Origin of the sequence: Mycobacterium sp. SMC-18, assembly GCF_045310895.1 — a bacterium.
Lineage (GTDB): Bacteria > Actinomycetota > Actinomycetes > Mycobacteriales > Mycobacteriaceae > Mycobacterium.
The window spans coordinates 165674-190264 of sequence record NZ_JBJIAL010000010.1 but is presented as its reverse complement, the minus strand read 5'-3'; the positions used below and the strand labels follow the sequence as shown (position 1 = coordinate 190264).

The following is a 24591-nucleotide window of genomic DNA, read 5'->3' as shown; positions in this document are numbered from 1 at the left end:
CGGACTCGGCACCGACCGAATCAACTGGAACGGAGGTCGCCTGAAACAAGCCGATCCACAGGTATTGACAATTCCTCCATTCTATGAGCGCAGCGGGCCGTCAAGCGAGAGCTTTGCGCGGGGGCTGGCAACGAGGAGCCAGCGCAGTGACGGTCACCGATCCGACACCGGACGGACCTTGGGGGAAATGTTGCGTCGACGGCACCCGCCGTCACGATTCCCCTGACGCCTGTCAATTAACATTCGTCGATTCAAACGTACGTTTCAGACTGCGCAGAGCACGACCAGACGCAAACGACATCAGCCAGAACATGAAATTCCCGCGCATAACCGCCGTCAACAGCACCGAGAACTCACCTGACACGCCCGTACCTACAGATAAATCGAACAGGCGGTTGATGGTGACGCGGCCCTCGACCCGAGCCAGGGGAGCGCCGGCACACGTGTGAATGCCACGGCCGAAGGCGATGTGTTCGCGCACGTTCTTGCGATCGAGACGGAACTCGTTGGGATTGTCGAACTTTCGGGGATCCCGGTTGGCCGCCCCGAGACACAGCATCATCACGGTGCCGGCCTTGATCGGCACGCCACCCAGGGTGGTGGACTTGCGGCAGAGGCGGAAGTCCACCTTGGTGGGGCTCTCGAAGCGCAGCGCCTCCTCGATGAATGGGGAGATCAGGTCGCGGTTCTCCCGCAGGTGATGCTGCAGCCCGGGGTTGTCGCCCAGCACCTTGACGGCGGAACTGAGCAGCTTCGTGACGGTTTCCTGCCCGGCGGCGAACAGGAACGTCGCCGGCCGCACCACCTCGAGCAGCGGCGGGACGGAGCCGTCGGGATAGGTGGCGGTGGCCAGCCCGGTCAGCACGTCTTCGCGCGGGTGCTCGCGCCGGTCGGCGATATAGCCGCTGAACAGATCGTCAAGGTACTGAAGGGGATTGGAGCCCACAGGCTCGTGGTCGAGGGCGCCGACTGCGGATCCCGGTACGTTGCCGGCTCCGAGGTTGCGCCGGATCTCGGGGCGATCGTCCTCGGGTACGCCGAGTAGATCCGCGATCGCCAGCGTCGCGAACGGCTTGCCGTACTCGCCGAGGAACTCACACCGGCCGTTCGCGATGAACTCGTCGAACTGCCGGTCGGCGAGGCCCCACATGTAGTCCGAGTTCTCCTGCAGGCGGCGCGGGGTCAGCAGCCGGCTCAGCAGGGATCGGGCGTTCTCGTGCTCGGGCGGATCCATCACCACCATGTGTTCGAAGATCGGGAACTCGTGACGGTGCGCCTCGATGAGCTCGCTGATGTCGTCCCCGTCCGGGGTGAACGGGAGCGGCGGGAACGGGCCGCCGATGGCATTGACCGCCGAGAACGAATCGACATCCTTGAAGGCCGACTGGACTTCTTGGTACCCGGTCACCGCCACCACGCCGTAGTGCGGTTCGCGAGCGACAGGCCCCTGCTGACGCAGATGATCCCAGTACGCGTACGGGTCCTGGGCGATGTCGGGGTTCGTGAAGTAGTCGACGTCGGCGAGGTCGGCCACTGTGGACTTGGGCTGCATGACAGCAACTCCTGATCGATCGATCAAAATGTTAGACTGCCGTATGCCTATCACGCGCCGCGACGGCCGGTCAAGCATTTCGGGGCGGGTTCGTCGATGACCCAGGCACGCAAATCGAAGGCCGATGACGGCGGTGCCCGACAGCGCCTGATCGAGGCGACGGTGCAGATCATGCATGACGAGGGATACGCCGCGGCCACCTCGCGGCGGGTCGCGGCCCAGGCCGGCGTCAAGCAGGCGTTGGTCTATTACTACTTCCCGACCATGGACGACCTGTTCGTCGAGGCGCTTCGTGCCGGCGGGGAAGTGGCTCTGGAGCGGCTGCGGGAAGTGTTGCTCGACGAGGACCCGCTGCGCGCGCTGTGGCGGATCAACAGTGACCCGCGACAGACGGTGTTGAGCACCGAATTCATGGCATTGGCCAACCACCGCAAGGCCGTTGGCGCCGAATTGAAGGCGTACTCGGAACGCGTGCGCGATATCGAAACCGCGGCGGTGACGCTGGTTCTGCGGACCGCCGGCGTGAATCTGGACGCGTACCCGCCGGTGGTGATCTCCATGATCGTCGCTCAGATCGCGCGCAGCGTCGGCAATGAGAATGCAGTCGGTGTGACCCGGGGGCATGAGGAACTCCGCGCGTTCATCGACCGGCAGATCGAGCTGCTGACGAAGGCTGCGGAAGTCGTGCGCGACTGACCTGTCGCCGGACGGGCCGTCGCGCCCGTCCGCTCGGTGACTTCGGCGGCGTCGCCGGCTTTCTTGAATCTCGTCATTGACACTGCGCCGCGTCGCATGCCATGGTTCCTGATCGATCGACCAATTTTTGGGATCGACGGCCGGACCGCCATTCCGCGGCGGCGGCGACAACCAACAGCGAGGTGGATTCATGGCGGGACGGGTAGAGGGCAAGGTCGCATTCATCACCGGAGCGGCCCGTGGTCAGGGGCGTAGTCACGCCGTGCGGCTCGCCGAAGAGGGCGCCGACATCATCGCCATCGACATCTGTGGTCCCGTGAGCAGCAACCCCCAGATCGCACCCGCGACCCGGGACGACCTTGCCGAAACGGCGGATCTGGTCAAGCAGCTGAACCGGCGCATCGTCACCGCCGAGGTCGACGTGCGCGACTACGCCGCGGTGAAGGCCGCTGTCGACAACGGCGTCGAACAGCTGGGCCGGCTGGACATCATCTGTGCCAATGCCGGTATCGGCAATGGTGGCCAGACGCTGGACCATACCAGCGAAGAAGACTGGACCGACATGATCGACGTCAACCTCTCCGGCGTCTGGAAGTCGGTCAAAGCTGCAGTGCCGCATCTCATCTCGCAGGGGCAGGGTGGATCGATCATTCTGACCAGCTCGGTGGGCGGACTCAAGGCCTACCCGCACACGGGGCACTACATCGCGGCCAAGCATGGCGTGGTCGGGCTGATGCGGACCTTCGCCGTGGAGTTGGGCCACCACTCGATCCGGGTGAACTCGGTGCACCCGACGAATGTGAACACCCCGCTGTTCATGAACGAGGGCACGATGAAGCTGTTCCGGCCCGACCTGGAGAACCCGGGTCCGGACGACATGAAGGTCGTCGCGCAGATGATGCACGTGCTGCCGGTGGGCTGGGTCGAGCCAGTGGACATCAGCAATGCGGTGTTGTTCCTGGCCTCGGACGAATCCCGTTATGTGACAGGTCTTCCCATGACCGTCGACGCCGGAAGCATGCTCAAGTAACCCTGATCAGCAACCCAACCGAATAGCCATCAACCCAACGGCAACGGAGCCAAAGACCATGGCCAGTAACAGTTCTCGTATCAACCCGCTGTTCGCTTCAGTAGCACCCGAGGCGCCTGCGTCCCACTCCTGTCCGAGAGCCGCCAAGATCGGCGGGTATGGCGGCCTGGCGGTCGCGGCCTGGCTGGCCACCGCGGTGGCGACCGGTCACGGAGTGGCCGTCGCGGATACCGTTGGCGGGTCGGCGAGTTCATCGTCAACGAGCTCGGCGAGCGCACCGGGTGGGTCGACGTCCCCGGGTACCGCGGGCAGTGCCGCGAGCGGATCGACGACGAACACCGGTACAACCGCAACGGCGGGCAGCACGGGAACGACCGGGACGACCGAATCGGCGAGCGGCTCGGGTGGCACCGGATCGTCTTCGGTCGCAGGGACAGCAGGCACGTCACCGACGTCCGGATCGACCTCGTCGAGCGCCGAGGTGGGCTCGGGCGTGGTCGTCAGCAGCAGTGGGGGAGCCCATACCGGCAGTTCATCGACGACTCCAAAGGGCGACGCACACGAAAGTGCCGGCGGCGGTGCGGCATCGGTGGCGGCCAAGCCGCGCACGAGTGCCAAGGCCTCGTCCAAGCCGGGCGCGAGCACCAAATCCCCGGCCAAGCCGGCGCCTGCGGAGACCACCACCGCCTCGCCCTCCGCGCAAGCGGCGAGCACCGCGGCCGTCAGCACCAATGCCACGGCCAAGACCGCAGCGGCAGTTGCCCCCACGGCCGCCACGACACAGACGATGGCGGTTGCCGCGACGGCTGCCACCGCCACGATACCGGCCACCGCCGCGATACCGGCGACATCAATTACACCGCGGTGCAGACCGATTCGTTCTCAGTGTCGGTGACAGACGGCAAGTTCAACCTGCTGGGCCTGTTCAGCCCGCACAGCGCGAAGGCCGGCATCGACGTTTCGGTGCTCAACCCCGAAGTCCAGCGGGTGATCCTGAACCTGCCCGACACCATTGCCAGCCCGGCGAATCCGCGTTACTCGGCCGACGGCCAATCCATCTTCTTCGCCGGCCAGCCGACCAGCGGGGGCCGCTCGGAGATCTACCAGATCAAGACCGACGGAACCGCGCTGCAATGTGTGACTTGCGGTGTCAGCGTCGGCGAAACCGGAAATCTGGCTAAACCCGTTCCCGTCGACGACGGTTCGGGCCGGGTACTGGTGCTGGTGAACGTCGCCGGGCAGACGCCGCGCTACTCCATGCTGGAAACCGGAATCAACGGAACCCAGCTGGTTTCGATCACCACGCCGGCCGGCGGTGGCTACGCCATCGATCCGCAACGCGAGATGCGGGTGTCGCCGGACGGCACCCACGTGCTGTACACCCGAATCGTGATCGGGCCCAACAACCTGCTGCAGGCCCTGCCGATCGTCGGCACGCTCACCCGCACCGATACCGGCTACACGGTCACCGACGCCCGGGTGGTGTACCCGACCGGCGAGGGCAAGCAGTGGACACCGGACGGTAAGGGCGTGGTGATCCTCGGCGGCCAATTTGATGCGGGCAATGTCGACGACATCGAGGTTGACCTCGCCACCGGCAAGGTCACCAGGGTGACGGCCAACCTCGACTACGACGAGGACATGGATTACTCGCCCAACATGCAGTGGATCGCCATCGGCAGCACCCGCGGGCTGAATGCGCTGACCCCGATGACGCGGATCATCCGACAGAACTTCCTGCCGGTGTACGTCGGCGCACCCGTGTACCTGGAGTGGGCCGCCCCGGTCAACATCTCGAACCAGGAATGGATCGTCCAGGTCGGTGATGAACTCAACCGGGAGAACGGTATTCCGCTGTTCGATGCCGGCGACGGATACGCGGCCCGCAGCATGCCGAGCTGGAATCCCGACGGCACCGCTGTCACGTTCTGGGAGTCCAGCACCGCTGATCCGACGGTGTCCCGACTGGTCATCGCGAACCTGAAGTACACCACCAGCGTCGGCCCGGTGGCGGCGGACCGGTCGACGCCGAGCTCGGATTCGTGGGCACCGGCCCTCGGCAGCTACGTCGCCGCCACCACACCGCTGCCGGCCACCGGCACCTATTCGGGTGTGGGTGGTGGTACCGCGGTGGTGACCGAGGCGCCGGACGCGAACGATCCGACGCGCACCATCCGCACCGTCACCTACACCAACTATGTGAACGAACTGGGCGAGATTCTCAACGGCACCGAATCCGCCGACTACAACGCCAGTCAGACGACGGTCCACTACCTGGCCGATATCACCGTCACCGGCGCCCACACCGGCTATCTGACGGCCGACGCGAACATCAACGCGTTCCAGCAGGCGCTGACCGGCACCATCACCTCCAGTGTCGACGGCGATGTGCAGTCGCTGCCGGACCCGGATGCGGCGCACCAGGCACAGCAGGACGCATAGTCGGCCATCGAAAGGACCGCATCATCGCAAGCGGCAACGAATTACCCAGTGGTGCATTGCTTCTCGGTGCGGATCGGGTTACGGGATCATCCGGTGGGACCCACCGCCACGTGTATCCCGGCACCGGTCGGGTGAATGCCGTCGTCGAGATGGCCGGCGCCGTGGAAGTCGACAGTGCGGTCGAGACGGCGGCGCGGGCGCAGCGAACCTGGATGTCGTACCCGCCCGACCGGCGCCGCGACATCCTGTTCGATCTGGCCGATCTCCTCGGTGAGCACCACGGGGAGTTCGCCCGGATCAACACCCACGACTACGGCGTGCCGACGTCGTTGGCCGCGACGTCGGTGCTGACAGAACGGTTCTTCCGGTTCTACGCCGGATACGTCGACAAGGCCGATGGCGCAAGCACTCCCGTGGCGGGCGGCTTCGACCTCAACCTGGTGGAGCATGAACCGTACGGCGTCGTGGGCGTCATCGCGCCATGGAACGGCGCCCTGGTGGTGATCGGGCTGGCGGTCGCACCGGCCCTGGCCGCGGGCAATGCCGTGATCGTGAAGCCGTCGGAACTCGCGCCGCTGGCGGCACTCCGGTTCGGCGAACTCTGCCTGGAGGCCGGCCTACCTGCCGGCCTCGTCAATGTGCTGCCCGCGGGCGCGGACGGCGGCGAGGCGCTCGTGCGGCACCCCGGTGTGGGCAAGATTCATTTCACCGGCGGCACCGCCACTGCCCGGCGGGTGCTGACCGCCGCCGCCGAGAACATCACCCCGGTGGTCGCCGAACTCGGGGGCACCGCCGCCGCCATCATCTTCGACGATGCCGATCTGGATGCCGCCGCGAACCTGTCCGCGCACCAAGGGCCGATCATGCAGGCCGGGCAGAGTTGTGCCTGCAGTAGCCGAATCCTGGTTCACAACAATGTCTATGACGCGTTTCTGGACAAGTTCCTCGCCGCTGTCACGCGGGCGCCGATCGGCGACCCGCTGCGCTCCGATGTCCTCTTCGGTCCGGTCATCAACCAGGCCGCCGTCGACCGCATCCTGGGTACCATCGCGCGGGCGACGGCAGAAGGATCCGGCGAACTCGTGCTGGGCGGCAACCGGATCGGCGGCGAGCTGGCCGCAGGGTTCTACGTCGAGCCGACGGTGTTCGCGGACGTCGACAACCGCTCACCGCTGGCCCAGCAGGAGACCTTCGGGCCGGTGGTGTCGGTGCTGCGATTCCACGACGACGCCCAAGCGGTGGCGCTGGCCAACGACACCCGTTACGGGCTCAACGCATTCGTCCACACCACGAATCTGCGCCGCGCCCATACGGTGTCACGGCAGCTTCAGGCCGGGTCGGTCTGGGTGAACACCCGAAGCGACATCCAGCCGCAAAGCCCCTACGGCGGATACAAGCACAGCGGCTTCGGCCGGTCGGGCGGAATCGAAGGCCTGCGTGAGTTCCGGCAGACCAAGAACATCCGGATCAAGGTGTCCTGACCGCGGCGTCAGGCCTCCAGCCTGGCCCGCACGCTGGCGAGTCGTTCCTGCAACTCCGCTTCGCTGATGACGCCACGGGCCACGAGCGAGTGGGCGAGCGAGACCAACTGGCTCTCGGGGTACGGCAGGCTCGCATACACCGTGGCGGAGAGGGCGTCCTCTTCGTCGCGGCGGTCCTTGAAGTTGAGCACCTCGGTGTCGCACGCCGAATGGTCCAGTGCGTCGCACAAGCCGTCGAGGCTGGTTTTCCATGGGGGAACGGGGTTTTCGACACCCCACTTGGCGGCCATGCGCGACCACACCTGGTCGCGGGCCACGATGTCTCGCAGTGGGGCGATCTCGGTCATCCGGCCGTCCCCGGGTGCATGGCGGGGCGCGTCGTCACGATCGCGTTGGTGGTCACGCCCGGTTTGGGCAGTGCCACCCCGATCAGGCAGTCGCGCGTGATGATCTCGGCCAGTTGATCTTCGGTCCAGCCGTCGGTGCCCTCGGGGCGCATCGGCATCACCATGAACCGGTGCTTCTGGTTGGAGTCCTCGACCCGGACCTCGATGTCGTCGCGCAGGTAGAGCCCGAACTCGGCCAGCACCTGACGCGGCCAACGGACCAGGCGCCGGCGGTAATTGGGCGTGCGGTACCACTCGGGGGAGTTCCCCAGGATCGGCCGCGGATAGCACGAGCACAGCGCGCAGACGATGACGTGATGCACTGTCGGCGTATCGGCGAGAATCTGGAACGCGACGAAATCGCTCGGGGTGCCGAAGCCGGTCGGCTCCAGCCAGTCGACGCCGACGGCCTTGCTGGCGGCCAGTGAATCGTTGACGGCCAGCTCTTTGAACTCGGGGTCCAGCCAGGCGCGGGCGACGAGCCGCGCCGCCGGGGTGGGGCCGATCTGTTCGGCGAACTCGGTGAACCGCCGATGCTCCTCGGCGGTGAAAATGCCCTTCTCGATGCACAATTCGCGCAGGGCGATCTCGAGGACCTCGAAGTCGGTGATCTCGTCGACCATGGGTTTCACGGTGCGGGCGTGATCGTGGTCATGATCATGATGGTGATCCGACATACAAATCCTTTCTGGTATCAGTGAATTGAGCGCATCGGTGATTCGAGCTAGGTGGCGGCTTCCAGCCAGCGTTCGGGGATTTCGGTGCGGAGGGTGTCCTTCGCTGTGCCGGTGTAGTCGTGCCACAGCTCGGACTGGTTGAACTCGACGACGTAGAACCACTCGGGCGGCGCCTCGGGGATGTCCCACGTCTCGTCCTCCGGCGCCGGGCTCTCGTAGGCCAGCACCGCGATCTTGCCGGTCGCGCCGCGCACGTACTCCGGGGTGCGGGTGTAGAAGATCACCGGCAGCTCCCGCACCCGCACGGCGTCGCCGACCTTGAACTTCGGTGTCCCGGCCTTACCGGCGTAGATCTGCGGATCGCCGATGCCGACGGCTTCGATGTGATGCTTGTTGCGCTTGACGTTCGCCCCGTCGCCCTCGGACCTGGGCTTCGCCTCGAGGGTCTTGCCGTCGAGCCCGCCCTCGTAACGGCCCCTCACCTCGGCCATCCGTTCCATGAGTTCGCCGAGGCTGATGTGATGCTTCTCGATCAGGACCCGGGCGACCGACAGCAGCCAGCGGCCGTAATAGGGCAGACCCAGGTACTCCGCACGGCCGACGTCGACGTTGCCGATGCGGCGCCGCTCCTCCGACAACCAGATGCCGCGCCAGGCCAGCACCTCGCAGATGACGTACGTCATGTGTTCCCACAGCTCGTACTGCTTGTTGACGTACTCCATCGGGGCGTCGGGCTCGCCGCCCACGTCGTGCACCGGTTTCAGGTAGGCCTGGATCCGGGCCGTATCCAGCATGTCGGGGTAGGGGGCGTCGGGAAGTTCCGGGTAGGACGATTTCAGTCGGGACACCAAGCCCAATTGGGCTGCGCGCTCGGCCGCTGTGCTCATGACAGCTCCTCGTGTTGTGCAGACGCGACAAACTGACGCGAGGGCCGATCCGGCATCCAACACATGCTGAGGGACGAACGCACCCCCGCGTCCTGGCTCACATGACTACCCAGCGACCATAACCCGGCTTCGGTGGTTGCGGGCCGCTTTGGTGGTATTCGCCAAAGGCATTGCCATGCAACGCTATTCAGTGCCCATGAGACAGTAGCGGACGGGTTGTTGCCGCAGGTGTGGCCCGGCGGCCCTACCGATCGAGTTCACTGCCCGGTAGTCAGCAAATCCCGCCTTCCGCCGAGCGACCTGACGTGTGATGCTTGCTCGGTATCGGCGTCGGAAGGGCCTGGCGATGGATGTGAGCACGATCAGCGACGAGATGCGGCAACTGCTGGAACGGGCGCTCGGTCCCTTGCCCGATCCCTGCGATCTACCTCTTCCGCCCACGGGCCTGTCGGTCGAGGAGGAGCGCGAGCAGCGCAAGCGCGATCTCGCGGTCGCGTTCCGGGTGTTCGGCAAGTTCGGGTTCTCCGAAGGTGTCGCCGGGCACATGACCGCCCGCGATCCGGAGCACCCGGAGCTGTTCTGGGTCAACCCGTTCGGCATGAGCTTCAACCAGATTCGCGTCAGTGACCTCATCTGCGTCGACCACCAGGGCCGCGTCGTGCACGGCACGCGGCCGGTCAACGCGGCCGCGTTCACGATCCACGCGCAGGTGCACAACGCCCGGCCCGACGCCGTCGCCGCGGCGCATACCCACTCGCTGTACGGCAAGGCGTTCTCGGCGCTCGGCATCCCGCTCGAGCCGCTCACCCAGGATGCCTGCCCCTTCTACGAAGACCACGGTCTGTACCTCGACTACCGCGGCGTGGTCCTCGCCGAAGAGGAAGGCAAGAACATCGCCGCCGCGATCGGTGACAACAAGGCGGCGATCCTGCGTAACCACGGCCTGATCACCGTCGGCACGTCGGTCTCGGCGGCCGCGTGGTGGTTCGTCACGATGGAGCGGTCGTGCCAGGCGCAACTGCTCGCGATGGCTGCGGGCAGGCCCACCGTCATCGACCACGACACCGCCAAACTGGTGCACAGCCAGATCGGCAGCGACCTGGTCGCCTGGTTCCAGTTCCGGCCGCTGTGGGAGCAGGTCGTCGCCGGCCAGCCGGACGTCTTCGACTGATGGGCCTCTTCCCGGGGTTCACCGACGAGCGGCTGGCGGTCAACGGTGTCGAGATTCAGGCCGTCATCGGCGGCTCGGGCCCGCCGCTGCTGCTGCTCCACGGCGCACCGCAATCCCACGTCATGTGGCACCACCTCGCACCCCGGCTGGCCGAGCGGTTCACCGTCGTCGCGACGGATCTGCGCGGCTACGGCGACAGCTCGAAACCGCCCGGCGGCGGTGACCATGCCGACTACAGCTTCCGGACGATGGCCGCCGATCAGGTCGCGTTCATGGACCAGTTGGGCCACAACGTCTTCAGCGTGGTGGCTCATGACCGTGGCGCACGCGTGACACACCGGATGCTGCTCGACCACCCCGAGACTGTCACCCGGGCCGCGCTGCTCGACATCGTGCCCACCAAGTACGTCTACGACCACACAGATCAGGCTCTGGCCACCGCCTACTTCCACTGGTTCTTCTTCATCCAGCCCGCGCCGCTGCCCGAACTCATGATGGAGCCGAGCGCCGCACTGTTGCTCAAGGCGTTTCTCGGCGCCTTCGGCGGCACGGACTGTTACGACCCCGCGGCCATGGCCGAGTACGAGCGCTGCTTCGCCACGCCCGAGGCCATCCATGCCATGTGCGAGGACTACCGCGCCGCGGCGAGCATCGATCTGGTGCACGACGCCGCCGACGGCGGCCGAAAGGTCGAGTGCCCGTTGCTGATCCTGTGGGGCACGCGTGGCGTCGTCGGGCGGCTGTATGAGCCGCTCGAGGTGTGGCGGCAGTACGCCGGCGACGTTGGGGGTCACGGCATCGACGCCGGCCACTTCCTGGCGGAAGAGCGCCCCGACGAGACGCTCGCGGCGCTGGACGAATTCCTCAGCTGACCGCGGCGCCCAGCGTCTTCATATCAAGATCTGGGCTGATTCATGGCTGGGCCGTTCACTGTGGGCTCATGTCCACTACATCCCGTACCCGGCGCTACGGCGTCGTCACTCTCGCCGGATTCGCCGCGCTGTCCCTGGCGGCCTGCGGATCATCGAACACACCGTCGGCCGGTTCCAGTGCCGCCGCCAGTTCAGCGCCGTCGTCCGCGAGCCCGGCACCTGCGGCTCCCGGCGGTCCGGGCGGTAAAGACCGGCTGTCCGGGCTGGTCAACTCGGTTTCAGGCGGCACGGTATCGATCACCGGGAAAGACGGGCCGGGGACCGTGGACATCACGTCCTCGACGCGCATCACCCAGCTCGCCGCCGGCCAGCTGACCGACGTCACGGCCGGCGAGTGCGTCGCGGTCCGCCCGGTCAAGGGCAACGACACCGGGAACGCGGTGACGGCCGCCAACGTCCTCGTCGGCCAACCGGGCAACGCGCAATGCGGTCAGAAGGGCGGAAAGCGCGAACACGGCATCAACGGCACGGTTGCCTCGGTGAACGGCAGCACGATCATGGTCACCGACGCCGACAACGCGCAGATCACCGTGACGGTGACACCCGATACCCGCTACACCAAGAGCGCCGCTGCCGACGCGAAGGCGATCGCCGCCGGGATGTGTCTGGGCGCGCGCGGCACCAAGGACGGCAACGGCGCCCTCCAGGCCACGTTCGCGATGGTGCGGCCGGCCGTGAACGGGGCGTGTGGCGGCGGGCACCGCTGACGCTCATTCCGGCGGCGCGAAGAACTCCAAGGCGATGCCGTCGGGGTCGCGGAAGCTCAGACCGGAGCCGTAGGGCGCGTCGACGACGCCGCCATGGGTGATGCCCAGCGCCTCGAGTTTGGCGGCCCAGTCGACGAGCTCGGCCCGGGAGGCGCAGCCGAAGCCGACGTGGTCGAGGCCGGCCCGGAACTCGCTGAACTGGCCCGGTTCGATGTCGCGGTCATGCTGGTGGATGCCGAACAGAGTGCCGCCGGGCAGTGCCCACACCAGATGCCGGTAGCCGGCGTCGGTGTGTTCGTCGAGCACCGGGTCCTCGCCGATCAGGTTGCGGTACCAGCGGCCGCTGACCGCCATGTCGCTGACGGTGACCGCGACATGGTTAAGGGCCGCAAATGCCATGAGATGCCTCCTGATCGTGAATGTTGTTTCATACCACTGGTTTTCCGCGCCGGGCGCGCGACCGCATGTCCCACAGGTACAGCTGGTAGCCCAGCAGCCAGACGTCGCGCGGGATCACCCGGTCGGCCAGCCGCACCGCCGTCAGCAGCCGGTCGAACCAGCGCTGCTGGGTGGGTGTCCACGCCAGCTTCATGTGGGTGCGGAACTCGGCGGGCAGGAAGCCCGTCGTCGCGAACAGGTTGAAGGGACCGGCCAGCTGCCGCAGTGGGGTGGGCAGGAACGCCAGGGCCGCCACGCCGTGCAGGTGTTGGCGGACGGGCTCGTCGATCTGCAGCTCGTCGAGCGTGCGTTTCCAGTACTCGTCGAAGGCGACGCGGTCGGCCGGCCACATGCCCTCGCGCACCTGCAGCGTGGTGCCGAGGGTGCGGGCGTCCTGATAGATGGCGTCCGCGGCCGCGGGGCTCAGCGGGCCGTAGAGGAACTCGTGCTGGTCGATGTAATAGCGGTAGAGGCACGACGCCACCCACAGCTGCAGCTTCGGATCGAACGCGGTGTATTTCACGGGGCTCGACGCCGTCGACCGCACCAGCGCGTGCACCCGGTCGACTTCGCGGCGGATCAGCGCGCGGTCGTCGTCGGTGCCGTACACCGCGGCCGCGAGATAGGTGCCGGTGGTGCGGGCGCGTTTGAACGGGTGCTTGTAGACGTTGCCGCTGTCGACGGGACTCTCCAGCACGCCGTAACCCACGCCGGGCAGGGCCAGTTGCATGATGACGTTGGCCGCCGGCGCCAGTGCCGCCGCGGGGTTGATGAGGTCGACAACCCGCTTCGGATGCCGAGGTGGACCGAGCCGCATGGTGCCGAGTAAACACCCTGTGAGACGCTGCCCGGCGTGTTTGACAGAAGCGCCCCGCGGGCGGCCGGTCTGGTGCTCGGCTACCTGGCCGACGTGTGCTGGGCCGACCCCCGCCGCGGCCATCCGGTAGCGCTGTTCGGGACGACGGCCGCCGCCCTGGAACGGCGTACATACAGCGACAACCGACTGGCGGGGGCCGGTCACACCGCGGCGCTGCTGGTCGGGCTGGGCGCACTGGGTCTGGGCCTGGAACGCGTCGCGCGGGGTCCGGTGGCGAAGACGCTGGTGACCGCCGCGGCGACCTACACCGTGCTGGGCGGGACGTCGCTGGCCCGGACCGGCGCCGACATGGCGGCGCGGCTCGAGCGCGGTGACGTGGCTGCGGCGCGCGAGCTACTGCCGTCTCTGTGCGGGCGTGATCCGTCGGCGCTCGACGCCGACGGGCTGGCCCGGGCCGCGCTGGAGTCGGTCGCGGAGAACACCTCCGACGCGCAGGTGGCACCTATCCTGTGGGGTGCGGTCGCCGGGGTGCCGGGCCTGCTGGTGTACCGCGGCGCCAACACCCTCGATGCCATGATCGGTCACCTCAACCCGCGCTACACCCGATTCGGTTGGGCGGCAGCCCGATTGGACGATGTCCTCAACTACCTCCCGGCCCGCGTGACGGGGCTGTGCGTCATGGCGGCGTCGCGCCGGCCCGCCGCGGCGTGGCGGGCGTGGCGCGCCGACGCGCACAAGCACCCGAGCCCCAATGCCGGTGTCGCCGAAGCGTCCTTCGCCGGGGCGCTGGGCGTGCGCCTCGGGGGAGCGACGCAGTACGCGCACCGGCTGGAGATGCGGCCGACCCTGGGCGTCGGGCCCGCGCCGGTGCCCGCCGATCTGCGTCACGCGGTGCGACTGACCCGCCGGGTGCAGGCGCTGGCGACGGTGGTGGCCGTCGGGCTCAGCGGCGCCGGCCGTAGCGGTCGGCGAGCTTCTGCTCGGTCTTCTCCTCGGCGGTGAGTGGCGTGGCCGGTTCCTCGGGGTCGGGCCCGCCGGAAGTGTCGGTGCCCGAGCCGGATTGGGCCTTCTCCAGCCGGCGCTGCCGGATTTCGGCCATCACGAAGTAGCCCAGCCCGATCGGCGCGACGATGCCGAACGCGATCCACTGGATGCCGTACGACAGGAACGGGCCGGCATCCAGGTGGGGAAGCGCGATGACCCCGAGACCGCCCGGTTGGCCGTCGACGAGCTGTAGGTACTCCGCGGTCAGCGGCACGCCGGTCAGCTGCGAAATCTGGGTCGGGCTGATCGAGTACACCTGCTGGATGCCGTCCTGCTTGAACGGTTCCTTGCCCGACATGATCGGCTCGGCGTCCCGCAGCCGCCCGGTGATCGTGACCGTCCCCGGCGGCGGCGCGGCGAAGGGTGGCACGCCCGGACCGTCGCCCTGCTTCACGTAGCCGCGGTTGACCAGCACCGTCGGGCCGCCGTCGACCGCGAACGGGGTGAGCACCTCATAGGACGGGTCGCCGTCATCGGTCCGCAGCCGGACCAGCACCTGCGCCTCGGGGCGGTAGTGGCCCGTCGCCGTCAGCCGCCGCCACTGCGCGTCCGGGTCTGACGAATCCTGGTGCGGCAGGACCGAAAGCAGGGGCGCGGGTTCGGTGTTCAGCGACGACGCGATCTGGTTGTTCTCGCGGGAGGTGCGGGTGTTCTTGCCCAGCTGCCACGGCGCGAGCACCGTGAAGCACAGGTAGGCGAACGCGATCACCACGACGAACAGGGCCAGCCACTGCGGCCGGAAGAGGAACCCGAGCCGGCGCATCAGTCGCCTCGCTCCGCCAGTTGCTTGTCGACCCAGTCGTGCAGCCCCGGCAGCGACGCCTCGATCACCGCGAAGGTCTCCTCGAAATCGTCGATGCCGCCGTAGTACGGGTCCTCGACGTCGAGCGCGTGCGCGCCCGAACGGGGGTCGAACGAGCGCATCATCCGCACCCGGTCCGGATCGGCGCCCAGGTCGCTCAGGATGCGGGTGTGGTTGCGGCCCATGGGAACGATCATGTCGGCGGCGAGATGGTCGGCGTCGATGGCCGCGGCGGCGTGCGCGGTGGGGTAGCCGTGCGCGCGCAGCACCCGTTCGGCGCGGCTGTCGGCGGGGTCACCGGCGTGCCAGCCGCCAGTGCCGGCGCTGGTCACCCGGACCAGGCCGGCCAGCCCGCGCTCGTCGATCTGGTGGGCGAACATCTTCTCGGCCATCGGCGATCGGCAGATGTTGCCCGAACAGATGAACGTCACGTGCACGCGGTCAGACACCCAGCACCTCCCGTAGCTCGTCGACGGTGGCGACCCGCCGGACCGTCGAATCGTCGGTGAAATCGGCTGCGCCGTAACCCCAGTCGACGACGACGGTGTCGATGCCGTGGTGCGCGGCGCCATGGACGTCGTGTGACCGGTCGCCGATCATCAGCACCTGCTCGGGCACTGGGGCCAGCTGGGCGAGCGCATGGGCGACGACGTCGGCCTTCGCCGACCGGGTGCCGTCGACGCTGGCGCCGGCGATCACCTCGAAATGGTCGTGGATGCCGAAGTGCTCGACGATGCGCCGGGCCGTCGGTTCGGCCTTCGACGTCGCGACGGCCAGTCGTACCCCGGCGGCCCGCAGGTCGGCCAGCAGGTCCTCGATGCCGTCGAACATGCGGTTCATGGACCAGCCGCGCGTGGTGTAGTCGGCGCGATATGCGGCGATGGCGTCGGCGGCTTTGTCGCCCAGGCCCAGCGAGCCGAGTGTCACATGCATCGGCGGGCCGACGATGCGTTCCGTCAAGTCGTCGTCGGGCACTGCGTCACATATCTGGGCGGCGCCGACAGCGCCGAGCGCATGACGGAAGCTGGCGACGATGCCCTCGGCGGAGTCGGTCAGCGTCCCGTCGAGGTCGAATAGCACCAACTGCGGGGTCACGGTGTCATTGTCCCTGATGTGTCTGGCCGCCTGCGCCGCGCATTAGGGTCTACCTGTGGAACTCGGGGTGCGCTATCACGGCGATCAGGCGGTGGCGCCCGGCATGCTCGACTTCGCGGTGAACGTCCGCGGCGCCGGTCCGCCGCAGTGGCTGGCCGACCGCCTCGCGGCCCGGCTGGCCGACCTGGGCAGTTATCCGGCCTCGTCCGACGTGGCCGCGGCCCGCGCGGCCGTGGCGGCCCGGCACGGCCGTGACCTCGACGAAGTGGCGCTGCTGGCGGGCGGCGCCGAGGGTTTTGCGCTGCTCCCGTTGCTGCAGCCCAGCCTGGCGGCGCTCATCGCGCCGTCGTTCACCGAGCCGCAAGCCGTCTTCGACGCCGCCGGCGTGCCCGTCACGCACGTGGTGCTGGCCGCGCCGTTCCGGCTGTCCGGCGCGGCGGTGCCGGCGGACGCGGACCTCGTGGTTGTGGGCAATCCCACCAATCCGACCGGCGTCCTGCACTGCCGCGACGAGATTCTGGCGCTGCGGGCACCGGGTCGCATCGTCGTCGTCGACGAGGCCTTCGCCGACGCGGTGCCCGGTGAACCGGAGTCGCTGGCCGGGCGGTCGCTGCCCGACGTCGTGGTGCTGCGCAGCCTGACCAAGACGTGGTCGCTGGCCGGGCTGCGGGTCGGCTACGCGCTGGGCGCGCCCGAGGTGCTGGCGCGGCTGACGGCGCAGCGGCCGCACTGGCCGCTGGGCACGCTGCAGTTGGAGGCGTTGACGGCGTGCAGCACGCCGGCCGCGGTCGCCGAGGCCGAGGCCGGGGCGCGCCGGTTGGCCGACCTGCGGGCCGAGATGGCGGCGGGTCTGACGGCGGCGGGGTTCGCGGTGGCCGACGGTGCCGCACCCTTCGTGTTGTTCTCGGTGCCGGACGCCGAGCTGGCCCGGAAGCACCTGGCGGAGAAGGGGATTGCGGTGCGCCGCTGCGACACGTTCGTCGGCCTGCCCGACGGCTACCTGCGCGCCGCGGTCCGCCCGGAATGGCCGGTCCTCGTCGAAGCCCTACAGGAGGTGCCCTGGTGAGTGTGCCGCTGCGTGACGTCATCGCCGCGCTGGACCGCGCCTACCCGCCGGCGCTCGCGCACAGCTGGGACTCGGTGGGCCTGGTGTGCGGTGACCCGTCGGAGGTCGTGGAGTCGGTGACCGTCGCGGTCGACGCCACCGCGGCCGTCGCCGCGTCGGTGCCCGACGGCGGACTGCTGCTGGCGCACCATCCGCTGCTGCTGCGCGGCGTCGACACCGTGGCCGCCGACACCGGCAAGGGCGCCCTGATCCACTCGCTGATCCGCCGCGGCGCGGCGCTGTTCAGCGCGCACACCAATGCCGACGTGGCCGCGCCCGGGGTGTCGGACGCCCTCGCCGAGGCGCTGGGCCTGCAGGTCGAGGGTGTGCTCGACCCCGCCGAGGCGCGCGCTGATCTGGACAAATGGGTCGTGTTCGTGCCGCACGTGAACGCCGACGCGGTCCGGGACGCGATGTTCGCCGCCGGTGGCGGCCAGATCGGCGACTACTCGCACTGCAGCTGGGCGACCATGGGCGTGGGCCAGTTCCTGCCGCACGAGGGCGCGACACCGACCATCGGCATGGTCGGCGCCATCGAGCAGGTCGCCGAGGACCGCGTCGAGGTGATCGCGCCGTCCCGACTGCGGCGGGCGGTGCTGACGGCGATGCGCGCGGCGCACCCCTATGAGGAACCGGCGTTCGACGTGCTCACGCTGGCGCCGCTGCCGTCGGACGTCGGGATCGGGCGCATCTGCTCGTTGCCGGAGCCGGAACCGTTGACAGCCTTCGCGTCCCGCGTCGCGCGCGGTCTGCCCACCACATCGTGGGGGGTGCGGGCAGCGGGCGATCCGGACGCCCTGGTGTCACGCGTCGCGGTCTGCGGGGGCGCCGGCGACTCGCTGCTGGGGGCGGTGACGCGGTCGGGCGTCGATGTCTACGTGACGTCCGATCTGCGGCATCATCCCGCCGACGAGCACCGCCGCGCATCGGACGTGGCGCTGGTCGATGTGGCGCATTGGGCGAGTGAATTTCCGTGGTGCGAGCAGGCCGCCGGGGTCTTGCGTGCACAATTCGGTGATGCGTTGCCGGTGCGGGTCAGCCAGATCCGTACCGACCCCTGGAACGTCGAGATAACCTGCTGAGAGACGTGAAGATGAAAGCTGAAGTGTCGCAACAACGTTTGTTGCTCGAGGTGGCCGAAGTGGACGCCGCGCTGACCCGCCTGACGCACCGGTCGACGCACCTGGTCGAGCAGCAGCGCTTCGACGCCGTGCAGGCAGAGCACCGCGAGGCCAACGATCGGTTGGCGGCGCTGAGCATCGCCGTCGAGGATTTGGACGCGCAGATCGCCAAGTTCGAGTCCGAGATCGACGCCGTGCGTCAGCGTGAGGCCCGTGACCAGAAGCTGATGGACAGTGGTTCGGTCGGCGCCAAGCAGGTGGCCGAACTGCAGCACGAGCTCGAGACGCTGCAGCGCCGACAGGCCGCTCTCGAGGAGCAGCAGCTGGAGATCATGGAGCGTCGGGAAGAGCTGCAGGGTGAGCGGAACGAGGAGCTGGCCCTGATCGACGCGCTGCAGGGGGATCTGACCTCGGCGCAGGTCGAGCGCGACCAGGCGCTGGTGTCCATCGACGAGTCCCGCAAGGTGGCGGCCGACCGGCGCAAGGCGCTGCTGGACTCGGTGTCCCCGGAACTGGCCGAGATGTACGAGAAACAGCGCAAGCTGGGCGGCCCCGGCGCGGGGCTGCTCCAGGGCAGCCGCTGCGGCGCCTGCCGCATCGACCTGGATCGTGGTGAGCTGTCCCGGGTTTCGGCGGCCGCCCCCGACGACGTGCTGCGCTGCCCCGAGTGCGGGGCGATCCTGGTGCGGGTCAAGGACTTCCGTGCGGGAGAAACCGGTCTGTGAGAGTTCTGGTCGAGGCCGACGGTGGGTCGCGCGGCAACCCGGGACCCGCAGGCTATGGCGCCGTGGTGTTTTCGGCTGACCGGGCCGAGGTGCTCGCGGAGAGCAGTGCCTCGATCGGGGTGGCGACCAACAACGTCGCCGAATACCGGGGCCTGATCGCCGGTCTGGAGGCCGCGGCCGCCCTGGACGCCGATGACGTTGCGGTGTCGATGGATTCGAAGCTGGTGGTCGAGCAGATGTCGGGCCGCTGGCAGGTCAAGCATCCGGACCTGATCCCGTTGAACCGCGAGGCGGTGGCGCTCGCCCGGCGGTTCGGCCGGGTCAGCTACACGTGGATTCCGCGGGCCCAGAACTCCCACGCCGACCGGTTGGCCAATGAGGCCATGGATGCTGCGGCGGCGTCGGTGTCGGCGCCGCCGGTGCCGGCTGCCCAGGCAGAGCCGAAAGTTGCTGCGGCACAACCATCCGCTCCCGGTTGGACCGGTGCCGTCGGCGCGCCCACCCGGTTCCTGCTGCTGCGGCACGGGCAGACCGAGCTGTCGGTGCACCGGCGCTACTCGGGCCGGGGTAACCCGCCGCTGACCGAACTGGGACGCGAGCAGGCCGCGGCGGCCGCGGCGTATATCGCTGGCATCGACGGCATCTCGGCGGTGATCAGCTCGCCGCTGCAGCGGGCGCTGGACACCGCGAAGGCGGCGGCGAGTGCGCTGGGCCTCGACGTCACCGTCGACGACGACCTGATCGAGACCGACTTCGGTGCCTGGGAAGGCCTGACCTTCCGCGAAGCGGCCGAACGGGATCCGGAATTGCACCGCAGCTGGCTGGGGGACACCAGCGTCGCGCCGCCGGATGGGGAGAGCTTCGATACGGTGACGCACCGGATTCGCCGCGCCCGCAACCGGATCATTGCCGAGCACGGCGCGACGACGGTACTCGTGGTCTCGCATGTCACGCCGATCAAGACGATCCTGCGGCAGGCGCTCGATGCGGGGCCCGGCATCCTGTACCGCCTGCACCTGGATCTGGCGTCGCTGAGCATCGCGGAGTTCTTCGGCGACGGCGGTTCCGCGGTCCGGTTGGTCAATCAGACCGCTTATCTGTAGGCCGGTCTGTAGCTCCGGCGGTTTGCTGACTCACAGATTTGTCGTGTCAGGACAGAGCAGAGCGGGCGACGCTGGTTTTTTCGTCGGTTGCGGACATAGGTCGAAAGCTGTCGCCCACGCAGAATCTGCGTAGCAACATTTCAAACGGTTGTTGAACGCGCATCGGTCGCAGCTGGGCAGAGCTGCCGCGGGTCCGACCCGTCTGGCCGCGCACACCGCGGAACATGTTGGCACCAGTCCCGTTTTCGACCTCGAGGCAGGGGAGTGAATGGCCACGCTCATCGCCGGGCACGCTGCGACGACGACGGGAGCGGACCGCCTGCACTCGCTAGGCCGCAATCTTCGCGATCCCGGCGCATACCACGAGCTGGACCGGCAACTCGACCGCTTCCGCCGCCGCCTCGAACGCCAGCGCAGTGCCGGCACCGCGACCGAAGACGTGTTGGCCGGCGTCCAGCGGCTCCGTCGTGAGCTGAGCCGTCGCGCGGTGGCCCATGGTGCCGGGCGCGTGACTGCCATTCGCCACGCCGTCGATTCGTTGCGCGGCACCTCGTCGCGGGAGACCATCAAGGCCGCCATGACACTGCTGTGCCGGGACTTCGGATTCAGCCGCGTCATGGTCTCCACGGTCCGCGAGCACGATTGGCTGCCGCGGCATCTGCATGGCCGCGGTGCGACATCGCTGTCCTTCCATGGGTTCTCGGTGGGCGTGTCCGTCCGGTTCGAGGAAACCGAGGCAGAGGCCGCCCTGATCCGCGGGCGACACGGCGTCGTCGTGTCCCGCCCGACCGCGTCGGCCCGGCTGGACTACCTCGCGGCACCGATCACCGTCGGCGGCGCGGTGATCGGGATGCTGCACGCCGATTTCCCCGAAGCCCCCGGCACCACGGTCATGGATCAGTTCGATCTGCTCGAGGCATTCGCCGAATGCCTGGCCGTGGTGTACGAGCGGGCCGTTCTGGCAGAGAAGGTTTCGCAGCAGCGCGTCGAGGTCGACAAACTCTGCGCCACAATGGATCACCTCATGACGCGGCCCGCACCGGGTGGCGCTGTCGTGTCGGATGCAGGCGAGTGCGAGCCGGATGTCCAGCCGACGAGCGCGCCCGTCGTCGCGGCCGAGCTGACCCCGCGTGAGCGGGAGGTCATGTCCTACGTGGCGACCGGAGCCACCAATCGCGACATCGCGCGCTGTCTGGAGATCTCCGAGGGCACCGTCAAATCCCATCTCAAGCGCATCGCCGAGAAGTTCGGCACCACCAACCGCGCGGCCGCCCTCGCGATGTATCTGGCGATGGACGCCGGCGTGGGGAGCGGACCGTCGCGATGACGCGCCGTGCGATGGTGACCAGGCTCAATCAGATCGACGGACACCTGCGCAGCGTGCTCAACCTGCCGAGAGCGGACAAGGCGACCACTCTCGAGGAGGCCATTGCCAACTCGGCGGCGACCACGGAGGAAGTGCTGTTCGGCGACGACGGCGAGGGCATCGCACTGATGCCCGCCGTGGCGCAGCGGCTGCTGATGGCGTCGTTGCAGGCGCAGGTCGAGGCGCGCCTGATCAGCGGTGACGACTCCGGTGCCACCGCGCGCTCGGTGATCGACAGCATCCGGCGGTTGAAAGCGGCGCCGTCGCTGCAGGCACTCGAGCGCCAGGTGTGCGCCGAGCTCTGCCACACCATCGGGTTGAGCAGTGCGGTGCTGTCGTCCATCGCTCCCGACAAGTTCATCCCCGTGACATCGCACGGCACGCGCGGGACCGGAAAACCGGTGCCGCGCAATGCCGCTGCCGCCGAACAGGACTGCGTGCGGTTCCGGCGGGTCATCCACGCCGGCGGCGATGAGGCGCCGGCCAGCGAGGGCTTCTGCGACATACTGGGCGCTGCGGACTATCTGGTCGCCCCCATTGTCGTCGAGTCGAAAGTGGTGGCACTGGTTCACATGTGTCGCGCGCGGGGTGCCATCGCCGACGGTGACGTCGAGACGTTGGGACTGCTGTTGGCGGTGTATTCGTTCGTCTACGAGCGGCTGTTGAATTCCGAACGGGTGGAACAGCTTCGGGTATCGATCATCGGGGCCGCCGCCCGGTTGGCGGAGGAAGCCGACCGCATCGCCGGCACCGCCGTCAGCCTGGACCCCGGCGGTGACGACGACGTGTTCGCGCCGGCCGCGGCGGTCGATGCGGTCACGGCGGCGTTGTCCAACCGCGAGCGTGAGGTGTTCGCCAGGATGGTGCGGGGCGACTCCAATGCGGAGATCGCCGAGGGGTTGGTCGTGTCGGTGGAAACCGTCAAGACGCACGTGAAACGCATCCTGCGCAAGATCGGTGCGGCCAATCGGTTGGAGGCGATCACGCTCTACATGGACGCGCAGTCCAGATTCGGTGAACAGGCGCGATAGCCGTGCGTGCTTTCGACCTCCGTCGGGTTTTCGGGGCGCTTTCGATATTGCCGCTGTGGTGAATTAAAAAAACTGGCCTGCATTTCTGTTCTGGTGCGAATTCAGCAATTATCTGATATGGCTTGACTGTGCTATTGCTGTGGAATTCCGGTTCCTCCGGCACTGTGTGATGTAGAACACAATAGTCACCCCGATGGGGGACAACTCACAGGCCTGAATCCCTCCATCTGGAGGTGGCTGACGGCTGACCTGCATTGATAGCGTCTCCACCCATGTTGGCCGCAGCGATCGCTTATCGACCATACGTAGTGGATTCGGCGCAATGGTTGGAAAGTGCGGGCGGCAAATGGTGACGATTGCTCGCACAGCGGCGAAGCCGGTTACTTCACTGGGCGGCTTCTTTGCGATGACGTTCGACACTTTTGTGCAAATGTTCCAGCCGCCGTTCGCATGGCATGAATACGTCATGCAAACGTGGTTCGTCGCGCGCGTGTCCGTTCTGCCCGCGCTGCTGCTCACGATGCCGTTCGCGGTGTTGCTGACATTCACCTTCAACATTCTCCTGACCGAATTCGGCGCAGCCGACTTCTCCGGCACCGGCGCCGCGATCGGCACGGTCAACCAGATCGGCCCCATCGTCACGGTGCTGGTGGTGTCGGGGGCCGGCGCGACGGCGATGTGCGCCGACCTCGGGGCGCGGACCATCCGCGAAGAACTCGACGCGTTGCGCGTGATGGGCATCAACCCCATCCGTTCGCTCGTGGTGCCCCGCGTGCTGGCCGCCACCACGGTGGCGCTGGCGCTGTCGGCGACGGTGATCCTGGTCGGCCTGACCGGTGCGTTCCTGTTCTGCACCACCGTGCAGCACGTGTCACCGGGTGCGTTCGTCGGCGGCCTGAACCTGTTGACCGGACCGGGCGACATCATCGTCGCGCTCATCAAGGCGACGCTGTTCGGCATGGCGGCCGGCCTGATCGCTTGTTACAAGGGCACTTCCGTGCGCGGCGGCCCCGCGGGTGTGGGGAACGCCGTCAACGAGACCGTGGTCTTCACCTTCATGGTGCTGTTCGCGATCAACGTCATCGTGACCGCGGTCGCGATCCAGTACACGGTGTCGTGAGGGAGAGATGACTGTCGACGTCCCCAGCCGCAGATTCCCGCGGCTCGACAAACTGGCCAAGACCTCCGTGGCGCGCTGGAATCGCATCGGTGAGCAGGGTGCCTTCTATTCGCACACCATCGGGTCGATTCCCGATGCCGTCGTCAACTACCGCGCCGAGCTGCTACGGCTCATCGCCGCAACAGGTTTGGGCACCGGCGCGCTCGTCGTCGTCGGTGGCACGGTCGCGATCGTCGGCTTTCTGACGATGACGACGGGTGCCCTCGTGGCGATCCAGGGCTACAACCAGTTCTCGTCCGTCGGTTTCGAGGCGCTCACCGGTTTTGCTTCGGCGTTCCTCAATGTGCGGATGATCGTGCCGGCGACCACTGCCGTGGCGCTGTCGGCCACCATCGGCGCCGGTGCGACCGCGCAGATCGGTGCCATGCGGATCAACGAAGAGATCGACGCCCTCGAGGTGATCGGTATCCGCAGCATCACCTACCTCGCGTCGACCCGGGTCCTGGCCGCGGTGGTCGTGGTGATCCCGCTGTACTGCGTCGCTGTCATGATGGCGTTCTTCGCCGCGCGCCTGGGCACCACGACGGTCTACGGGCAGGGCGCGGGTGTGTACGACCACTACTTCAACACGTTCCTCAACCCGACCGACCTCATCTGGTCGTTCGTGCAATGCGTCGCCATCACCGTCGTGATCATGTTGGTGCACACGTACTTCGGCTTCGCCGCTTCCGGCGGTCCCGCCGGCGTGGGTGAGGCGGTCGGCCGTGCGGTGCGCCTGTCGATGGTGATCGCGGCCGTCGAGATCGTGTTCATCTCACTGGCCATCTACGGCCAGTCCGGCAACTTCAACATGGCGGGTTAGC

26 protein-coding genes are annotated in these 24591 nt (G+C 67.9%); 16 read left to right on the top strand and 10 right to left on the bottom strand.

From position 1 onward, the window contains the following. Nucleotides 1–232: 232 nt before the first annotated feature. Nucleotides 233–1534 (bottom strand): cytochrome P450, encoded by a 1302-nt coding sequence (locus tag ACJH6J_RS11935; RefSeq protein WP_406802245.1) that lies wholly within the window; start codon nt 1532–1534, stop codon nt 233–235. Nucleotides 1535–1648: 114 nt separating this feature from the next. Here ACJH6J_RS11935 and ACJH6J_RS11930 point away from each other — a divergent pair, with 114 nt between their 5' ends. Together ACJH6J_RS11930 and ACJH6J_RS11925 are read left to right on the top strand one after the other, a co-directional pair. Next, a complete protein-coding gene (locus tag ACJH6J_RS11930; RefSeq protein ID WP_138248548.1) occupies nt 1649–2248 on the top strand; it encodes a TetR/AcrR family transcriptional regulator in 600 nt (199 codons plus the stop codon). Between the two features lie 190 nt (nt 2249–2438). Further along, the gene (locus tag ACJH6J_RS11925) at nt 2439–3278 is read left to right on the top strand and encodes a mycofactocin-coupled SDR family oxidoreductase (RefSeq protein ID WP_226521361.1); all 840 of its coding nucleotides are present in this window, start codon (nt 2439–2441) and stop codon (nt 3276–3278) included. A gap of 207 nt (nt 3279–3485) precedes the next feature. Here ACJH6J_RS11925 and ACJH6J_RS11920 read toward each other — a convergent pair whose 3' ends face one another. Continuing rightward, nucleotides 3486–4109 (bottom strand): hypothetical protein, encoded by a 624-nt coding sequence (locus ACJH6J_RS11920; protein WP_226521362.1) that lies wholly within the window; start codon nt 4107–4109, stop codon nt 3486–3488. A 60-nt stretch (nt 4110–4169) separates the two neighbouring features. On the opposite strand from ACJH6J_RS11920, the gene ACJH6J_RS11915 reads away from it, so the two are divergent. Then, the gene (locus ACJH6J_RS11915) at nt 4170–5720 is read left to right on the top strand and encodes a hypothetical protein (RefSeq protein ID WP_406802207.1); all 1551 of its coding nucleotides are present in this window, start codon (nt 4170–4172) and stop codon (nt 5718–5720) included. 20 nt (nt 5721–5740) lie between these two features. After that, a complete protein-coding gene (locus ACJH6J_RS11910) occupies nt 5741–7201 on the top strand; it encodes an aldehyde dehydrogenase family protein (protein ID WP_406802246.1) in 1461 nt (486 codons plus the stop codon). Nucleotides 7202–7209: 8 nt separating this feature from the next. Here ACJH6J_RS11910 and ACJH6J_RS11905 read toward each other — a convergent pair whose 3' ends face one another. The 3 genes from ACJH6J_RS11905 to ACJH6J_RS11895 are packed head-to-tail and all read right to left on the bottom strand — an operon-like array spanning nt 7210 to nt 9151. After that, nucleotides 7210–7548, bottom strand: coding sequence for a nitrile hydratase subunit beta (locus ACJH6J_RS11905; protein ID WP_226521364.1), 339 nt, complete (start codon nt 7546–7548; stop codon nt 7210–7212). Further along, on the bottom strand, nt 7545–8264 hold the full coding sequence (gene scnC, locus ACJH6J_RS11900) for a thiocyanate hydrolase subunit gamma (RefSeq protein WP_226521365.1): 720 nt from the start codon (nt 8262–8264) through the stop codon (nt 7545–7547). The genes ACJH6J_RS11905 and scnC overlap by 4 nt, the downstream gene beginning before the upstream one ends. A 47-nt stretch (nt 8265–8311) precedes the next feature. Continuing rightward, nucleotides 8312–9151, bottom strand: coding sequence for an SH3-like domain-containing protein (locus ACJH6J_RS11895; RefSeq protein WP_406802208.1), 840 nt, complete (start codon nt 9149–9151; stop codon nt 8312–8314). A gap of 373 nt (nt 9152–9524) precedes the next feature. Here ACJH6J_RS11895 and ACJH6J_RS11890 point away from each other — a divergent pair, with 373 nt between their 5' ends. From ACJH6J_RS11890 to ACJH6J_RS11880, 3 genes are all read left to right on the top strand, one after another. Continuing rightward, nucleotides 9525–10322: a class II aldolase/adducin family protein gene (locus tag ACJH6J_RS11890; protein WP_406802247.1), complete on the top strand. Its 798-nt coding sequence runs from the start codon at nt 9525–9527 to the stop codon at nt 10320–10322. Further along, a complete protein-coding gene (locus ACJH6J_RS11885; RefSeq protein WP_406802209.1) occupies nt 10322–11194 on the top strand; it encodes an alpha/beta fold hydrolase in 873 nt (290 codons plus the stop codon). Before ACJH6J_RS11890 ends, ACJH6J_RS11885 begins: the two co-directional genes overlap by 1 nt. Before the next feature lie 68 nt (nt 11195–11262). Then, on the top strand, nt 11263–11961 hold the full coding sequence (locus ACJH6J_RS11880; protein WP_406802210.1) for a DUF5666 domain-containing protein: 699 nt from the start codon (nt 11263–11265) through the stop codon (nt 11959–11961). A gap of 3 nt (nt 11962–11964) precedes the next feature. Here ACJH6J_RS11880 and ACJH6J_RS11875 read toward each other — a convergent pair whose 3' ends face one another. Beyond that, the gene (locus ACJH6J_RS11875) at nt 11965–12360 is read right to left on the bottom strand and encodes a VOC family protein (RefSeq protein ID WP_406802211.1); all 396 of its coding nucleotides are present in this window, start codon (nt 12358–12360) and stop codon (nt 11965–11967) included. 28 nt (nt 12361–12388) lie between these two features. After that, nucleotides 12389–13216, bottom strand: a complete 828-nt coding sequence (locus ACJH6J_RS11870) for an oxygenase MpaB family protein (protein ID WP_064859965.1) — start codon at nt 13214–13216, stop codon at nt 12389–12391. Between the two features lie 36 nt (nt 13217–13252). Between ACJH6J_RS11870 and ACJH6J_RS11865 the strand changes: the two genes are divergently transcribed. Beyond that, on the top strand, nt 13253–14218 hold the full coding sequence (locus ACJH6J_RS11865) for a cobalamin biosynthesis protein (RefSeq protein ID WP_406803986.1): 966 nt from the start codon (nt 13253–13255) through the stop codon (nt 14216–14218). On the opposite strand, the gene ACJH6J_RS11860 is transcribed toward ACJH6J_RS11865, so the two are convergent. The 3 genes from ACJH6J_RS11860 to ACJH6J_RS11850 are packed head-to-tail and all read right to left on the bottom strand — an operon-like array spanning nt 14160 to nt 16157. Next, nucleotides 14160–15023: an SURF1 family protein gene (locus ACJH6J_RS11860; protein ID WP_406802213.1), complete on the bottom strand. Its 864-nt coding sequence runs from the start codon at nt 15021–15023 to the stop codon at nt 14160–14162. The two genes, ACJH6J_RS11865 and ACJH6J_RS11860, sit on opposite strands and share 59 nt — an antisense overlap. Next, complete coding sequence (locus ACJH6J_RS11855) at nt 15023–15511, bottom strand: low molecular weight protein-tyrosine-phosphatase (protein WP_226521371.1); 489 nt, start codon at nt 15509–15511, stop codon at nt 15023–15025. Before ACJH6J_RS11855 ends, ACJH6J_RS11860 begins: the two co-directional genes overlap by 1 nt. After that, nucleotides 15504–16157 (bottom strand): HAD-IA family hydrolase, encoded by a 654-nt coding sequence (locus tag ACJH6J_RS11850; RefSeq protein WP_406802214.1) that lies wholly within the window; start codon nt 16155–16157, stop codon nt 15504–15506. Before ACJH6J_RS11850 ends, ACJH6J_RS11855 begins: the two co-directional genes overlap by 8 nt. 55 nt (nt 16158–16212) lie before the next feature. On the opposite strand from ACJH6J_RS11850, the gene cobC reads away from it, so the two are divergent. From cobC to ACJH6J_RS11810, 8 genes are all read left to right on the top strand, one after another. Further along, nucleotides 16213–17223, top strand: a complete 1011-nt coding sequence (gene cobC, locus ACJH6J_RS11845; protein WP_406803985.1) for an Rv2231c family pyridoxal phosphate-dependent protein CobC — start codon at nt 16213–16215, stop codon at nt 17221–17223. Continuing rightward, nucleotides 17220–18344: a Nif3-like dinuclear metal center hexameric protein gene (locus ACJH6J_RS11840; protein ID WP_406803984.1), complete on the top strand. Its 1125-nt coding sequence runs from the start codon at nt 17220–17222 to the stop codon at nt 18342–18344. The genes cobC and ACJH6J_RS11840 overlap by 4 nt, the downstream gene beginning before the upstream one ends. Nucleotides 18345–18355: 11 nt before the next feature. Beyond that, nucleotides 18356–19108, top strand: coding sequence for a zinc ribbon domain-containing protein (locus ACJH6J_RS11835; protein ID WP_138248607.1), 753 nt, complete (start codon nt 18356–18358; stop codon nt 19106–19108). After that, entirely contained in the window at nt 19105–20211 is a 1107-nt protein-coding gene (locus tag ACJH6J_RS11830) for a bifunctional RNase H/acid phosphatase (RefSeq protein ID WP_406803983.1), read from the top strand. The genes ACJH6J_RS11835 and ACJH6J_RS11830 overlap by 4 nt, the downstream gene beginning before the upstream one ends. Nucleotides 20212–20479: 268 nt before the next feature. Continuing rightward, on the top strand, nt 20480–21538 hold the full coding sequence (locus ACJH6J_RS11825; RefSeq protein ID WP_406803982.1) for a LuxR C-terminal-related transcriptional regulator: 1059 nt from the start codon (nt 20480–20482) through the stop codon (nt 21536–21538). Next, nucleotides 21535–22608, top strand: coding sequence for a response regulator transcription factor (locus ACJH6J_RS11820; protein ID WP_406803981.1), 1074 nt, complete (start codon nt 21535–21537; stop codon nt 22606–22608). The genes ACJH6J_RS11825 and ACJH6J_RS11820 overlap by 4 nt, the downstream gene beginning before the upstream one ends. A gap of 346 nt (nt 22609–22954) precedes the next feature. After that, nucleotides 22955–23728: an ABC transporter permease gene (locus tag ACJH6J_RS11815; RefSeq protein ID WP_138248565.1), complete on the top strand. Its 774-nt coding sequence runs from the start codon at nt 22955–22957 to the stop codon at nt 23726–23728. Between the two features lie 7 nt (nt 23729–23735). Further along, nucleotides 23736–24590, top strand: a complete 855-nt coding sequence (locus ACJH6J_RS11810) for an ABC transporter permease (RefSeq protein ID WP_406803980.1) — start codon at nt 23736–23738, stop codon at nt 24588–24590. Nucleotide 24591: the final 1 nt, after the last annotated feature.